The organism is Geomonas sp. (assembly GCF_035254065.1).
Taxonomy (GTDB): Bacteria; Desulfobacterota; Desulfuromonadia; order Geobacterales; family Geobacteraceae; genus Geomonas.
Genome location: NZ_DATFBA010000211.1, coordinates 1 through 14,228 on the forward strand (window position 1 = coordinate 1; position 14,228 = coordinate 14,228).

At 60.0% G+C, this 14,228-nt stretch carries 18 protein-coding genes and 1 riboswitch; of the genes, 11 read left to right on the forward strand and 7 right to left on the reverse strand.

The features are described 5' to 3' along the window. The first annotated feature begins 364 nt into the window (after positions 1-364). Together VJ604_RS10040 and VJ604_RS10045 are read left to right on the forward strand one after the other, a co-directional pair. Positions 365-2,329, forward strand: coding sequence for a sigma-54-dependent Fis family transcriptional regulator (locus VJ604_RS10040; RefSeq protein WP_324082119.1), 1,965 nt, complete (start codon positions 365-367; stop codon positions 2,327-2,329). A gap of 264 nt (positions 2,330-2,593) precedes the next feature. Further along, on the forward strand, positions 2,594-2,887 hold the full coding sequence (locus VJ604_RS10045) for a hypothetical protein (RefSeq protein WP_324082121.1): 294 nt from the start codon (positions 2,594-2,596) through the stop codon (positions 2,885-2,887). Between the two features lie 53 nt (positions 2,888-2,940). On the opposite strand, the gene VJ604_RS10050 is transcribed toward VJ604_RS10045, so the two are convergent. Beyond that, entirely contained in the window at positions 2,941-3,444 is a 504-nt protein-coding gene (locus tag VJ604_RS10050) for a hypothetical protein (RefSeq protein WP_324082123.1), read from the reverse strand. A gap of 114 nt (positions 3,445-3,558) precedes the next feature. Here VJ604_RS10050 and VJ604_RS10055 point away from each other — a divergent pair, with 114 nt between their 5' ends. Continuing rightward, complete coding sequence (locus VJ604_RS10055) at positions 3,559-3,972, forward strand: hypothetical protein (protein WP_324082125.1); 414 nt, start codon at positions 3,559-3,561, stop codon at positions 3,970-3,972. On the opposite strand, the gene VJ604_RS10060 is transcribed toward VJ604_RS10055, so the two are convergent. Then, positions 3,936-4,142 carry a DUF4177 domain-containing protein gene (locus VJ604_RS10060; protein ID WP_324082127.1) on the reverse strand — a complete coding sequence of 69 codons (207 nt, stop codon included), beginning with the start codon at positions 4,140-4,142 and terminating at the stop codon, positions 3,936-3,938. The genes VJ604_RS10055 and VJ604_RS10060 overlap by 37 nt on opposite strands. Positions 4,143-4,398: 256 nt before the next feature. Between VJ604_RS10060 and VJ604_RS10065 the strand changes: the two genes are divergently transcribed. The 5 genes from VJ604_RS10065 (at position 4,399) to VJ604_RS10085 (ending at position 7,859) form a co-directional block, all read left to right on the forward strand. Then, positions 4,399-5,184 carry a cyclase family protein gene (locus VJ604_RS10065; protein WP_324082129.1) on the forward strand — a complete coding sequence of 262 codons (786 nt, stop codon included), beginning with the start codon at positions 4,399-4,401 and terminating at the stop codon, positions 5,182-5,184. A 51-nt stretch (positions 5,185-5,235) separates the two neighbouring features. Next, positions 5,236-5,514, forward strand: a complete 279-nt coding sequence (locus VJ604_RS10070; protein WP_324082131.1) for a type II toxin-antitoxin system RelE family toxin — start codon at positions 5,236-5,238, stop codon at positions 5,512-5,514. Further along, complete coding sequence (locus tag VJ604_RS10075) at positions 5,483-5,857, forward strand: helix-turn-helix domain-containing protein (protein WP_324082133.1); 375 nt, start codon at positions 5,483-5,485, stop codon at positions 5,855-5,857. The genes VJ604_RS10070 and VJ604_RS10075 overlap by 32 nt, the downstream gene beginning before the upstream one ends. A 116-nt stretch (positions 5,858-5,973) precedes the next feature. After that, positions 5,974-6,849 carry a LysR family transcriptional regulator gene (locus VJ604_RS10080; protein WP_324082135.1) on the forward strand — a complete coding sequence of 292 codons (876 nt, stop codon included), beginning with the start codon at positions 5,974-5,976 and terminating at the stop codon, positions 6,847-6,849. Positions 6,850-6,938: 89 nt separating this feature from the next. Continuing rightward, a complete protein-coding gene (locus VJ604_RS10085; RefSeq protein ID WP_324082137.1) occupies positions 6,939-7,859 on the forward strand; it encodes an AEC family transporter in 921 nt (306 codons plus the stop codon). A 61-nt stretch (positions 7,860-7,920) separates the two neighbouring features. On the opposite strand, the gene VJ604_RS10090 is transcribed toward VJ604_RS10085, so the two are convergent. Both VJ604_RS10090 and VJ604_RS10095 read right to left on the reverse strand, forming a co-directional pair. Further along, a complete protein-coding gene (locus VJ604_RS10090; RefSeq protein WP_324082139.1) occupies positions 7,921-8,064 on the reverse strand; it encodes a hypothetical protein in 144 nt (47 codons plus the stop codon). Next, positions 8,052-8,291 carry a hypothetical protein gene (locus tag VJ604_RS10095; RefSeq protein ID WP_324082141.1) on the reverse strand — a complete coding sequence of 80 codons (240 nt, stop codon included), beginning with the start codon at positions 8,289-8,291 and terminating at the stop codon, positions 8,052-8,054. Before VJ604_RS10095 ends, VJ604_RS10090 begins: the two co-directional genes overlap by 13 nt. A gap of 84 nt (positions 8,292-8,375) precedes the next feature. Then, positions 8,376-8,495, reverse strand: a riboswitch (molybdenum cofactor riboswitch). 279 nt (positions 8,496-8,774) lie between these two features. Between VJ604_RS10095 and VJ604_RS10100 the strand changes: the two genes are divergently transcribed. The 3 genes from VJ604_RS10100 to VJ604_RS10110 all read left to right on the forward strand — a co-directional run bounded on the left by VJ604_RS10100 (position 8,775) and on the right by VJ604_RS10110 (position 11,624). Continuing rightward, positions 8,775-9,629: a hypothetical protein gene (locus VJ604_RS10100; protein ID WP_324082143.1), complete on the forward strand. Its 855-nt coding sequence runs from the start codon at positions 8,775-8,777 to the stop codon at positions 9,627-9,629. Positions 9,630-9,675: 46 nt separating this feature from the next. Further along, positions 9,676-10,398 (forward strand): oxygen-binding di-iron domain-containing protein, encoded by a 723-nt coding sequence (locus VJ604_RS10105; RefSeq protein ID WP_324082144.1) that lies wholly within the window; start codon positions 9,676-9,678, stop codon positions 10,396-10,398. Positions 10,399-10,511: 113 nt separating this feature from the next. Next, the gene (locus VJ604_RS10110) at positions 10,512-11,624 is read left to right on the forward strand and encodes a dipeptide epimerase (RefSeq protein WP_324082146.1); all 1,113 of its coding nucleotides are present in this window, start codon (positions 10,512-10,514) and stop codon (positions 11,622-11,624) included. A gap of 180 nt (positions 11,625-11,804) precedes the next feature. Here VJ604_RS10110 and VJ604_RS10115 read toward each other — a convergent pair whose 3' ends face one another. From VJ604_RS10115 to VJ604_RS10125, 3 genes are all read right to left on the reverse strand, one after another. Next, complete coding sequence (locus VJ604_RS10115; protein ID WP_324082147.1) at positions 11,805-11,984, reverse strand: DUF1059 domain-containing protein; 180 nt, start codon at positions 11,982-11,984, stop codon at positions 11,805-11,807. Positions 11,985-12,067: 83 nt separating this feature from the next. Continuing rightward, positions 12,068-13,225, reverse strand: coding sequence for an acyl-CoA dehydrogenase family protein (locus VJ604_RS10120; protein WP_324082149.1), 1,158 nt, complete (start codon positions 13,223-13,225; stop codon positions 12,068-12,070). Positions 13,226-13,324: 99 nt separating this feature from the next. Then, positions 13,325-14,228 (reverse strand): acyl-CoA thioesterase (locus tag VJ604_RS10125; RefSeq protein WP_324082152.1); only part of this gene is annotated, 904 nt, incomplete at its 5' end.

Below are 14,228 nucleotides of genomic sequence, written 5' to 3' on the forward strand. Positions count from 1 at the left end.
TCGGTCATTGCCTCGCCAGTGAGGCGTTTCCTTTTTCCACATTGGGTGATTTTTCCACTAGAAATCGACAAACAGTGGCATAGGGAGCAATACAGGTGCCAAACGTTAGAACCTGGTTTTGCGCAACAGCATGGGCAGAGAGCTGCTTCGGTATCTCGTTGAAGCTGCGGCAGAATTATCCGCCAGAACGCGCCTGTCTTTGCTCCAGGATGGTGATGCAGCGTGGTCTCTCTGCCCGATGTGGCTCAAAATGGCACAGGTGTTGCTAAACTGACTGACTCAAAAGAAAACAGTGTTAGTCGGCAACGGCTTGAAAGATAGGAATGGTCAGGCAGGTCGCAGGAAAGATCTCGGGAGGTTACTTATGTCGTGGGCAAACGGCAGCAGAGCGGTAGCGATGATCGACGCCAAGGCGCGCTTTCTGGCAGGAGAACCACTCCCCAGTGGCCTCATCCCGCAGGTAATCGCCCGTTCCTGGCAGCGCTGCGTAGACCGCAAGGTGAGCGTGGAGCGCAAGGTCGGCGAGATTCCGACAGTCTCGTCGGGCGCCCTGAACGGCTTCCGTGAACGCAGCAGCCGGCTGATCCGGCACGCCGAGCCGGTCATGGACCAACTCTTCGAGCAGATCTCCGGGACATCAAGCGTCGTGGTGCTGACCGATGCCATGGGAGTCGTCCTGCACTCGGTCGGGGATGCGGACTTCCTGGAGAAAACCCAGCAGGTGACCCTCAAGCCCGGCGGACTTTGGACGGAGGAGGCCAACGGCACCAACGCCATCGGCACTGCCCTCATCGAGCAGGCGCCGGTGTCGGTGCAAAGCGACGAGCATTTCATGGAACTCCACAAGTTCCTGACCTGCTCCGCGGCCCCCATCTTCGACCCGGTGGGGAAGATGCTGGGCGTGCTTGACGTCTCCAGCAACTCAGACAGCTACCAGAATCACACCATGGCGCTGGTGCGCATGTCCGCCCAGATGATCGAGAACCAGTTCTTCGACGCTCAGGCCGAGGACCAGATACAGATCCATTTTCACGTCCGGCCGGAATTCATCGGCACCCTTTACGAAGGGATCGCCGTCTTCTCGCTGGACGGCCGCTTCCTGGGGGCCAACCGTGCCGCACTGGTGCAGTTGAGCCTGGACCGCTATCAGGCGGTCAAGCGCGATATCGGCAGCATCTTCGACCTGAGCCTCTCCGCTCTCCTGGAACAATCGCGTTTCCTGCCCCAGCCGGTGATCAGGCTCAGGCAGAGAAACGGCGTAGAGGTTTTTGCCAGGGTAAAGTTCGGGACCTCCGTTTCCCCCATCACCCATCTGCCCATCCGCCGTCAGGAGCAGCAAGCGAAGCCGGCACAACCTATAGCCGCGCCCCTGACCGCCCTCGACCTGGGAGACCCCACCATGGAGACGGCGATCCGCAAGGCAGCCAAGATCATCGGCCGGGACATCCCGCTGATGATCGAGGGGGAATCCGGAAGCGGGAAGGAAGTCTTCGCCCGCGCCTTCCACGCCGCGGGTCCACGGGCCAAGGGCCCCTTCGTGGCCATCAACTGCGTCGCCATCCCGGAAGGACTGATCGAATCCGAGCTGTTCGGTTACCGGGACGGCGCCTTCACCGGCGCCAGGAGAAACGGCAGCATCGGCAAGATCCAGGAAGCAGACGGAGGCACCCTCTTCCTTGATGAGATCGGTGACATGCCGCTGCAGTTGCAGGCGCGGCTGTTAAGGGTACTGCAGGACCGCACGGTCACCCCGCTGGGAGGCACCAAGTCTTCACCGGTCGACATCATGATCGTCTGCGCCACCCACCGAAAACTGCGCGACGAGGTGGCTGCCGGCCGCTTCCGGGAGGACCTCTACTACCGCCTGAACGGCCTCTTCATCAATCTGCCGCCGCTACGTGCACGCGCCGACCGGCAGACTCTGGCCATCAGCATCTTGCGCAAGATCGCCGGAGCCGGGGACGAAGTCGGCTTCTCGCAGGAGGTGCTGGACCTGTTCCGCCGCCACAGCTGGCCCGGCAACATCCGGCAGATGGCTAACGTGGTCCGCACTGCGCTGGCCATGAGGGAGGATGAGCCGGAGATCGGCATCGAGCATCTCCCGGAGGACTTCCTGGACCAGGCGGGCGAAGCCATCAGGGCATTTCCCGAGCGAAACGAGCGAGAGCTGTTGGTGGATTCCGGGAGGCTGGAGGACGTGGAGGTGGCCGCCATCAAGGACGTCCTGCGCGAGTGCAAAGGCAACGTCTCCGCCGCCGCCCGAAAACTGGGCGTCTCCCGCTCGACCCTCTACCGGAAGTCCAAAAGAAACGCTGAACCTCTCTTGTGATCACCTTTTAGACCAGGCTCTCCCAAATCCCCCTCCCCTTTAAGGGGAGGGACCAGCTTCCCTTCCCGATTCCCCCCCCAAAAAAAACGCTGCCCCGCACTTGCACACCCGAATGTCTTTGCTAGTATTCGACGTGTTATACGTTAAACAACGTTAACACAACCTGCTACCAAATTCGACTAGACGGAGGATGCCATGGTGTTCAAAAAAACCTTTCCTAGGAACCCGGGTCAATTTCTTGTTGTCTGTCTGGCTTTTACCGGTTTGCTGTCAAAGGTCCCGGCCTTGAAGGATCGCGGGGACAAGGTTGCTTCAGATGAATACCTCACCAACCAGGTCAACCTTTACAAGCAGCTGTGCGAAGAGGCCAAATACAACAGCCTCAAGTTGGCGCAGCGCGACAAGGTCCAGGAGGAACTGCGCATCCTGCTCAAGAAGCTTCTCCACTTCCTGGAGGCCGTAGCGGAGGAGAGCGATATAGCGATCATCCAGGAAAGCGGGATCGAGTTGATCAAACCCCATAAGAAAAAGGCATCCCGTCCGACCCCCGCCGCCTAGTCATCAGGTAAAGTCCTGTCTCCCTCCCCTTCACGGGGAGGGGGCACTCCCTCCTACGTCAGCAACGTTTCTGCTAATCTCAACACCAGTGCAGCTCCAAGCAGCAACGACCTTGTCATTACCTTCAACGGCATATCAAAGGTATTCAGCCACGTTGGCGAGACGGTTAAGTGGCCGGTCGAACCAGCCAGTGACTCGTCACACCAGACAGCGGTCTCGTCACACCTGTCAGCGGTGTCGTCACACCAGACAACGGCTTCGTCACACCAGACAACAGCCTCGTCACACCAGACAACAGCCTCGTCACACCAGACAACGGCGTCGTCACTCCTGACAACGGCGTCGTCACTCCATACAACGGCGTCGTCACTCGTTACAACGGCCTCGTCACTCATTACAACGGCCTCGTCACTCGTTACAACGGCCTCGTCACTCGTTACAACGGCCTCGTCACTCCCGACAACGGCGTCGTTACTCGTTACAACGGCGTCGTCACTCCTTACAATGGCGTCGTCACTCCTGACAGCGGCTTTGTTTGTGTTGACAGCGACGCTCACCACATGTCATGCGACTCTGAGGATGTAGTCAGCCGCGTTGTACACGCAGTTCGTCCCTCTGCCACCCTCATTTTCGGTCCTGCTACTGCCCGCAGATATTCCGACGACTGTAATGTGCAAGCGGACAGTAAACCTCGACGGTCCGTAAACAGTGACAAGGCCGTTGTCAATGCCGACAAGGCCGTTGTCGATAGTGACGAGACCGTTGTCGATACCGACAAGACCGTTGTCGATACCGACAAGGCCGTTGCAGATAGTGACGAGACCGTTGTCGATAGTGACGAGACCGTTGTCGATAGTGACGAGACCGTTGTCGATACCGACAAGGCAATTGCACATAGTGACGAGACCGTCGTCGATACCGACAACGCCGTTGCAGATAGTGACGAGACCGTCGTCGATACCGACAAGGCCTTTGTCAACACCGACGACAGCGCTGACGACACGCACACCATGCTCATGATTCTTCACGACGGCGCCGTTGACAGCACCTATGATTCCGGGCGCGGCCGTTTTAGTACCGCATGACACTTAAAGGTGTCCCGGGTCACCTGGTGTTCCAGGAAATCGACCAGTTCCCACCCCTGCGCCCCCAACTCGTTCAAGGCGTGCACCCCGGCATGCAGGCGCTCTTCATAGACATCAACATCAGCAGTCGGTACGAATCCCATGTGAACCATCTTGTATTCCCACTTCATGACGGCCTCCTCTCTTCTTAGCTACGATTGTACCAGTTGCCTCAGTAACATCGAAGACGTTGTCTCCTGGTCGTTTTGTGGCTTAATTAGCGGCAGGGCTTGCCGTCCCAGCCTTGGAAAAGGAGCTGTCACCATGAGCCGAATCCTGATCATACTTTGCTTTACCTCCCTTTGTGGCGGATGTGCGACATCCCCCCGCACTGAACTGCCGCCGTTGTGGCAGGTGTACGAAAACTCCCTGAAAGGGGCCAAATATGTGGACTTGACGCACACCATCACACCAGGGATCCCGGTGTGGGCGGGTTTTGGACCATCCGCCTTCGGGCCTACCGTCGATCCGAAGACGAATCGCCCCTACAGCTACGCGAAGGACGGTTTCGAGGCTACCCGCTACCAACTGGCCACCGATCAACTGGGGACCCAGCTCGATCCACCTGCGCATTGGAATCCCGATTATCCCGGTATCGACGAACTACCGGCCACCTTCGCCGTCCGTCCCCTGGTGGTGATCTCGATAGCGGAGAAGGCCGCCAAGGATCCGGGATACGCGTTATCGGTGGAGGACATCCTGAGGTGGGAGAAGCGGCACGGCATGATTCCGGTGGGATCGGTGGTGTTTGTCCGTTCGGACTGGTCGAAGGAGTGGCCTGCCCCGGCCCTAGCCACCCGCACCCCATTCCCGGGAGTCTCGCTGGCGGCCCTCAAGTTCCTGCACGAGCAGCGGCACATCCTGTTCCACGGTCACGAGCCGCTGGACACGGACACCACCCCTGATCTGGAGGGAGAGGCGTGGCTGCTGCGGAACGGCTATACCCAGGCGGAAGGTGTTGCCAACCTCGACCAGGTGCCGGAAACCGGAGCGCTGGTTGCCATAGGCTTCCCGAAGTTTGGCGGCGGGACCGGCGGATACGCCCGCTACATCGCCATCTGTCCGCCGGACTGGAAATACGGCGTATCGGTTGGGGAAGTGGCGGAAAGCCCCCTGCCCAAGGCGGCGCGACCGCTGCACTGGGACGAGAAGCTCGGCATGCGGGTCAGGTAAGAGGGGGGACCGGGGACTCTTTGACAATATACCAGTTTATGGGATATCATCATGCCTTGGACGGTGGCGTTCACCAATAAAGCAGCGAAGCAGTACAAGAAATTGCCCAAGGCTGTCCGTGACAGCATCGATGCCTTGATGGTCGAGATCCGTGTTGCAGGACCAGTCCGCGGCAATTGGCCGCATCATTCAAAGCTGTCGGAATCGGAGCATCACTGCCACGTAAAGCGGGGAAAACCGACCTATGTGGTGGTATGGCGTGAATACAAGGATCAAGTCAGACTGGTGGAGGTAACGTATGCCGGAACTCACGAACAAGCCCCCTACTGAGAGAATGGTGGAAGTTCGTTTCAGGGGGATCCGCTCCGATCTTGTGAAGTTGCGCCGGATAGCTCAGGCTCTCAAGGTTAACGACGTAACCGAATGGGAACTGGAAGAAAAGGAGCTTTACGAGCTTGAGGAAATCTCGCCGGAACTGCTATGGAACAGCGGCGGAGTGGCCATACGAGGTGCGCGCGGCAAAGAAGGGCTGACCCAGAGGCGGCTAGCCGAACTGACAGGCATAGCGCAGCACCATATAAGCGAAATGGAGAACGGCAAGCGCCCAATCGGCAAGGAAGTTGCCAAAAAACTGGCAAATGCTCTTAACATCGATTATCGAGCGTTTTTATGACGGCTGCCCCTTCCGCTTTTGACGTCATAACTTTTCAGGAAGGCGTCCCATCTCAAGGTGTCCCCTTTCGGAAGTGGAAACTGGAAATCGGCATGAAATTGATTTAGTATGCGATCATGTCTCTGCGCAACCTTCAAATACTCGCCGCCATCGCCCGTAAGGGGAGTTTTGCCGCTGCTGCCGATCAGCTCGGCCTGACCCAGTCGGCGGTAAGCCTGCAGATGAAGAACCTGGAGGAAGAGCTGGAAGCCCAGTTGTTCGAGCGTACGGGGCGCAGTCCAAAGCTGAACGCCAACGGCAGGCTGGTCGTGGAACGGGCGGAGGAAATCCTCGCCATTTACGATGGCATCAAGGGAGAGTTGAACCCGTCAGGCGCTATCGGAGGGACTTTGACCCTCGGCGTGGTACCGACGGTGCTGACCGGTCCCCTCCCCCCCGTCTTGGGGCGCTTGCGGAAACAGTACGAGCAGCTGAACGTCCGGCTGGTGTCCGGCCTTTCCGCCGAACTGTTCGGCAAGGTTGAGGACGGCGAACTGGATGCTGCCCTGACCACGGAACCGCCCTTCGCCGTGCCGCCCCAGTGCGAGTGGCGCCCGTACGATCTGGAGCCCTTTTTCGTGGCGGCCCCCAAGGGGACCGAGGCCGGCAACATGGAAGAGCTCTTCAGGAGCTTTCCCTTTGTGCGTTTCGACAAGACCGCCTGGGCGGGCGCCATGGTCAACACCCAGCTGGTGGCCCAGAATATCCACCCCCGCTACGTGATGGAAGTGGACTCGCTGGAAGCGGTCTTGAGCCTCGTGGAACAGGGGCTGGGCATCGCCGTGGTGCCGCTCAACAAGAAGCGTCTGCTACAGGTCAGGACCCATTTCAGTTTGACAGGCTTCGGCTCCCCACAACTGGCACGGCGGGTCGGCATGTATCAGAAGCGACGCAATCCGCGCCTCGCCTTGACGGAACTGGTCCTGAAGGAGCTCTGCGTGGAGTGTCAATAGTCAAGTTAAACTCAAGCATCCATCAAGTATTATCAATTTTTATTTATGGATAACCCGTGCTATCTTCCCTGCAACAAGGAGGGTAGCGCGTGATTTCGATAACCGACACCTTAGTCCCCGTGCTGGCCATGATCCTGGCCGGCTTCCTCATCCAGCGCAGCAACTTCCTCCCTGCCTCCTTCTGGCCGCCTGCCGAAAAGCTCACCTACTTCCTGCTCCTGCCGGCCACCTTGATCCACAGCCTGGCCGGCAAAAGAATCGGCGACCTCCCCTGGGTAAAGATCATGTTCACCGTGGAAGGCGCGGTGATAGCCAGTGCCCTGCTGGTTGCACTCTGGTGGCTTCCCAACCGGCAGATGGGAGGACCAGCCTTTACCTCGCTGTTCCAGGGGGGGGTGCGTTTCAACACCTTCGTCGCGCTGGCGTTGGCGGAGAACATGTTCGGCAAGGACGGGCTGATGCTGGCGGCTCTCGGGGCGGGCTTCATGATCGTGCTGATCAACGTCTTGTGCGTCTCGGTCTTCTCGGTCGCCGTCACCCACAGGAGCGGCATCGACCTGAAGCGGCTGCTGGTGGACCTGGCGCGCAACCCGCTGATCCTGGGATGTGTGATAGGGGTGGGGATAAACGCTTTGGGTGTGACACTGCCGAAAGCTATTGACGGCATCCTCACCATGGGGGGGAAAGCGGCCTTTCCGGTGGGGTTGATGGCGGTCGGAGCTGCCTACCGCGTGGGCCATCTGAGACAGCACTGGCAGCCGCTCGCGGTGAGCAGCGCCATCCAGTTTCTCTGCAAGCCTGCCATCGCCTGGGCGCTGGCAGGCTACTTCGGGCTTTCCGGTATGGCTGTGGGGGTCGCCGTGTTGCTGTTCAGTGTACCGACCGCCCCGTCCGCCTATATCCTTTCCCGCCAGATGGGTGGAGACCACGACAGCATGGCGGCGATCATCACCGCACAGACCTGCCTGTCGTTTCTTACCTTGCCGGTGACCATCGCCCTGCTCCGCTAAGGGAAATCCTGCGTATCAGTCGGGCCCGGCGTAGTTTCCGCCGGGCCCGACTAGCCTGCACCTAGAAAACGATCTGCGTCTGCACGCGGTACTGCATCTCGTCCGACCTGCCGGTCGCCTGGTCGTGAATGTCGGCGACGTCGGCCTGAATTTTCAGGTTGTGCTTGTTGATGTAGTAGGAAATCGCGCCTGCTACTTCGGACAACTGGTCGTTGGTGGCAGTACGGTTCGGATCATACCAGGAGTAGCGGAAGGAAGCCTCCAGGGTTTTTGGGATGATGCAGTAACCGCTTTGCTCTTGGTTACCTCGGCGTAGTCCGCCTCGGTGATGACGCCTTTCTCCTTCAGGACCTCCTCCAGCGTTTTTGCGCCAGCACCTTGGGCGGTACAGACAGCTGCCAACAGTAATGCGGTTACAACCTTTCTTTTCATGACTCCCTCCTTGGAAAAAATTGCAGGGAATTCCTGCAAGATTACAAACCTCCCCAAGGAAAAGGAACAGCACACACCTGTCCTGCCAGATTGAGCTATTCTCCTTTCCTACAGGGAGGCGTCGTCGTTTCCAACCACACCCATCGACCGTCAGCCATGAAGTCATCCTTTTTAGGCTGTTACGGTTCGGAGATTGGCCCACCAACTTCAAAATAATTATTGTAAACATTTTTCTAATGTAAAAATCTTGGCGAATATGCCTTTAAATTTCGCAGAAGTCAATGGTTCCCACCAAAGCGCTCCCAGAAACGCCCCGTTCGGGTCATTGCCAACGAGAGCCAGCAATGGTATAAGGTCACAGCATTGCAGGAAGAATTGAACGAAATGCAGTCGGTGAGATTGCCTAGCTCCTGACAACTTGGAGGAGAGATGACCAGCGGTTTTTCTATCGACCAACCCGAATGTAAGCGATCTGCCTTACGGATGGCGTTGATAGCGCTGTCGTTTGTTATCGCCCTGTCTTCTCAGGTGAAGGCCGATGATGCTACCTCGCGATATCTGAGCCGGCTAAGCGGGCAAGAGTATGCCGACATCCAGGCTCCGCAGGGGAGCCGGACCTTGCGCTGGGATTTTTCCGCTAAGAAGACCTTGACCTACGACTATGCCCAGGAGGTGGTCTCCAAGACGGAGATAGCCGAAAGGAGTTCGGGGGAAACGGACCAGAAGGTGTCGACCCAGGGCGAATTGTTGGTGAAAAGCCAGGGGGACGGCAGCGCGGACTTCGTTTTCAACGACCTGAAGGCGCGGATGGAGTTCATGGTCTCCAAGGATGAGGCGCCCAAGCTCATGGAACAGGCAGTGCCCCAGCTTGTCGTGCACGGCATCAAGGAAAACGGCAGCGGGGGGTTCGGAGAAAGTTCGCGGGACATGATGCTGAAGCTCATCTTCCCGTTGCCTCCCAAGGCGCTGCAGGTCGGTGAATCGGTCGAGGTGCCCGCGCAGTTCCTGTTCAAGGCCGCGGGATCGCAACTGCAGGTCAAGGGGAGGTCCCGGATCACTCTGAAGAGGTATGTCGCCATAGGCGCCCACACCTGTGCCCAGCTCGACGTCGACACCGACATCTCCGAGCTCAAGGTCCCCGCTTACGTGGAAGGGAAGTATGCCTGCTCGGTGAAGGCATCCTCCACCTATTTCTTTGACATCAACAGCCGTTCCTTCGTATCGGGTGCCACTGCCGTGCTGGTCCGGTCAGAGGTGGATGCGCCGCAGAAAATGCAGGAACGGGTGAAAATGACCATGAAAAGCGACAACTTCATCCGGGTCACCCTGCGGGAGTGACCAGTCAGGGGCGATCAGCTCTCCACGGACGCGAGGGATCACAGCCATGAAAACCACCATCGACGAGATCGCCCCCGACCTTTTTCGGGTCTGCACCTACCTTTCCAAGATTAACCTGCAGTTCAACCAGTTCCTGGTCAAGGACGACGAACCGCTGCTGTATCATACCGGGCTGCGGGGGATGTTCCCGCAGGTGCGCGACGCGGTGGCGAAGGTGCTCGATCCGGCGGCCATCCGCTGGATCAGCTTCAGCCACTTCGAGTCGGACGAATGCGGCTCCCTCAATGACTGGCTCTCCCTGGCGCCTCGCGCGAAAGTTGCCACTGGCGTGGTCGGTGCCCTGGTCAACATCAACGACTTCACCGGAAGGCACGCCCGCATCCTGGCCGACGGCGAGGTACTGGCCACGGGCAGCAAGAGGTTTCGATTCCTGGAGACGCCGCAAGTCCCCCATGCCTGGGACGCGAGCCTCCTCTTCGAGGAGACCGGCGCCACCCTTTTCTGCTCCGATCTTCTGCTCCAGACCGGCAATCCTTCCCCGCTTACCGTGAGCGACATCGTCGAACCGGCGCGCCAGGCCCTGCTCGACTATGAAGCAGGTCGGCTGGCCCATCCCTACCCCTACACGCGGCGCACCGATGCCACCTTGCAGAAGCTTGCCGAGCTTGAACCACGGTTGTTGGCAACCATGCACGGCTCTTCATTTACCGGCGACGGTGCAGCTGCCTTGCGGGAGGCGGCAAGGATGTATGCGGAAGTGATCGGCTAAAGGTGCGGGGAGGGAGAGCTAAAAGTTTCAGGGAAAGGTGATACAAGGGGGACCGGCACCTACGGAGCCAGTCCCCTGAGGTGTCCAAAATAGTGTCATTGGGAGGAAATTTCGTGGGAACCTTGTTTGCCATTGCTGATACCGCTGTTGCCATCATCAAATCACCGCTGGTCACCCCCTTTCGGATAGCTACCGGACAGCATGACGAGCTGGACAACGTCTTCGTGCGACTCAGAAGCGTCGATGGCGTGTGCGGTTATGGCGAGGCGGCCGTGGCCACCCACATCACCGGTGAGACGGTGCCCGCCACGCTGGCCAACCTGCAGGCGGCCGCCGGCAGCCTCAAGGGGCGCAAGATTGAGGATGCAGAGGCCCTCTGCCGGGAGCTCGCTCCCGCCTTCGCCGGCAATCATGCGGGGCTCGCGGCACTGGAGATGGCGATCCTGGACCTCGCCTCCCGAGTGGGCGGCATCCCCTTCCACCAACTCTTCCCCCCAGCATCGCCCATGAAGCCGCGCTTTTCCTTTGCCACCGACATAACCGTGGTGATCGGATCGCTGGAGGAGGCCCGGGCGACTGCACGGCAGTTCGCTGCCAAGGGGTTCACCGCTTTCAAGATCAAGATCGGCAAGGACGAGGAACTCGACCTAGCCCGCGTGCTGGCGGTACGGGAAATGGCGCCGGAAAGCAGGCTTATCCTCGACGCCAACATGGGGTTCACCGCGCAGCGCATGCTCGCCTTCCTTGAGAAGCTGGAGCGGCGCGGAGCGCGGCCGGTGCTGCTCGAGCAGCCGGTTTTGAAGCAGGACTGGGAGGGTCTGACGGAAATAACGGCGTCCCTTTCCGGCAGCGGCACCCTGGTCTGTGCCGACGAGAGCGTCGGCTCGCTCGCCGACGCCAAGCGCGCCATCGACAGCAACGCCGTCAGCGCCATCAACATCAAGACCATGAAGAGCGGCTTCCTGGAGGGGGCGGAGATCGCCAGGCTTGCCACCTCGCACGGCATCCCGCTCATGCTGGGAGCCATGATGGAGAGCGCCCTTTCCATCACCGCCTCGGCGCACCTGGCCGCAGCTTTGGGCTGTTTCGACTTCGTCGACCTCGACACCACCTTCTTCATCAAGGGAGAGCTGTCACACTCCCCCTACCTCGACGACAGCGGCAGCTTCGACCTGAGCGCCGCCGGTCCCGGCATCGGGGTGGAACCAGCGTTTCCCGCCGATTAGATTTATACCCCTCACCGAAAACGCTCCCTCCCCTTCAACAGCAGTCCCCCCTGTCCCTTCTTTTTCAAGGGGGGGACGTGCGCCGAAGGTAATCGCAAACAAGGAAGAAAAGGGATTTAAGGGCTCTGGCGATGAACAGGTGGCACGGAGCTGATGGCAGCTCCGTGCCTCAAAGGTGGGTTATTCGTCGTGGATGTTTTGTTTCACCCGCTGCATCAGCTCAGGCGTCATCTGACGGATGCCGTGCTGCTGGGCGTGCACCGCTGCATTTTGAAGCACTTCTTCTTCCGTGTTACCCCGCACGACATATTGGCAGCCGCTGGAAGGGTCAACTTTCGAGCATTCCAGAATCTTTGACATGGCAACCTCCTGTTAAGCGTGTCGCTGCCTCCATTTTAGCCCTTCTTCCCAATCAGAATCAACGAATCTGACCTTCTGACGGATTAGGCGAAACTCTTCAGGATCTCCCGTGCGATGATCAGTCGCTGTATCTCGCTGGTCCCCTCGTAGATGGTGGTCACCCGCACGTCGCGGGCGTAGCGCTCGACCGGGTAGTCACGGGTGTAGCCGTAACCGCCCAGCATCTGGACGGCTTGGTAGCAGGCCCTGTTGGCGGCCTCGGTGGCGAACAGCTTGGCCATGGAGGCCTCCTTGACGAAGCTTTTCCCGCTCTCCTTGCGGAAGGCGGCGTTCATCAGCAGGAGGCGGGCGGCCTCCAGCTCCGTGTAGGCATCGGCGATCATCCACTGGATCGCCTGGAAGTTGCTGATCCTCTCTCCGAACTGCACACGCTCGGTGCTGTAACGGGTGGCGAAATCCATGGCCGCGAGCCCGATACCCAGGGCCAGGGAGCCGATGCCGATCCTGCCGCCGGCCAGTTCCCCCACCGCGATCCGGTAGCCGTCGTTGAGCTTCCCCAGCAGGGCCCACTCAGGAATCCGGCAGTTGTCGAAGATCACCTCGTTGGTGGCGGAGGCGTGCTGGCCGGTCTTCTCCTCCTTCTTGCCGATCACCAGCCCCTCCGTCCCCTGCTCCACCAGGAAACAGCTGATCCCCTTCCCTTTCGGGGCCTCCCGGTCGGTAACGGCCCACACCACGAAGATCCCTGCGTAGGGCGCGCTGGAGATGAAGAGCTTGGCGCCGTTTAGCACCCACTGTCCGTTATCGTGCACCGCGCTGGTGATCATGCCGGCCGGGTCAGAGCCCGCTCCGCTTTCGGTCAGGGCGAAGCTTCCAGCGGCGTACTCGCCGGAGCAGATGCGGGGGATGAAGGTCTCCTTCTGCTGCTCGGAGCCTACCGCCTGGATCACCTCGCAGACCATGTTGTTCACCGAGACGGTCACCGCGGTGGAAGCGCAGGCGCGGGCGAGTTCGGTGATGGCGAGACTGAAGGCCACCGCCCCCGCCTCCGAACCGCCGTAGGCGCTTCGCACGTTCAGCCCCATGAAGCCGAGACGGGCGAGTTTGGCCAGGTTGGCGAGGAAGGCCGGCCGGCCCTCTTCCCGGTCGAGCCGGGCCGCCAAAGGCTCCAGCTCGGAGCGGGCGAAGTCGCGGGCGGTCTGCTGGATCAGCTTCTGTTCTTCAGTCAGGTCGAGGTTCATGATTATAGGTCGCGTTATGCAGGGCACCCCCATCCTCACCCCTGCCCTCCCCTTGAAGGGGAGGGAGTGAGAGGCGAGAATCGTGATCCACCTGCGGGCTCAGATGATTGCGTGGTGCTCGATGATGTCGAGGTAGCTGCGATGGGCTGCGAGGTAACGGGAGTCCTCGGCGTAGGTGACCGGGTAGACGGCCGGCACTGGTCGATGGTCGAGGCTGGGGCCGACGTTGACAAAGGTGAAGAGGCAGGAGTTGGAGAGCGCCTTGCTGGTACGGTCGCGACTGAGACGTTCGATACTCGCCTCCACACAGACGAAGCTGCCGTTGGTATAGACGACACGGGAAGTGAAGTGCAACTTGTCCCCCAGCCGCACCGGGTGGAAGAAGTTTATCCGGTTCACGGCAGCGATGATGGCACGATCGGGCGCCACCAGCTCGGAGCAGATGGAGGAGATCTCGTAGGCCCGGCGGATAAGGTAGCCTCCGAAGATCTTCTGTGGCACGTTTTCCTGTTCCGGGTACATCCGCTCCCAGGCGTCGGTGACCAGGGAGCCTGCGGGAAACCCGGCAGGTCCCGGCGTCTGCCCCGGCACCCCGGAGAGGCAGGGCTCCTCCTGGGCCTTGTGCAGGGCGGCCAGCATCAGGTACTCGTCCCGCGAAGGAGGCTCCGCCAGGAGCGCCTGCTGCCGGCGATACTCCTCCCGGTTCGCCTCCGCCTTCCTGGCCCGCTTCTGCTCCATCTCGTCCAGGTACTCAAGCGGCGGCAGGGCGACGCTGACGGCGTCGTCTCCCATCCCGGAACGGGCCACCATGGTGAAGTAGCAGGAGGCGACCTGCAGGGCCGGTTCGCCAGGCTGCTCGACCCGTATGCCGACCACCAGGGAGCTCCTGCCGACGTGGTTGATGCGGGCGTGAAAGATCAGGTCGCGGGAGACGTCAGCTGCGTGACGGATCAGGATGTTGTCGATGGCGGCGGTGACCACGCGCGCTTCGGGGTAGCTGCGC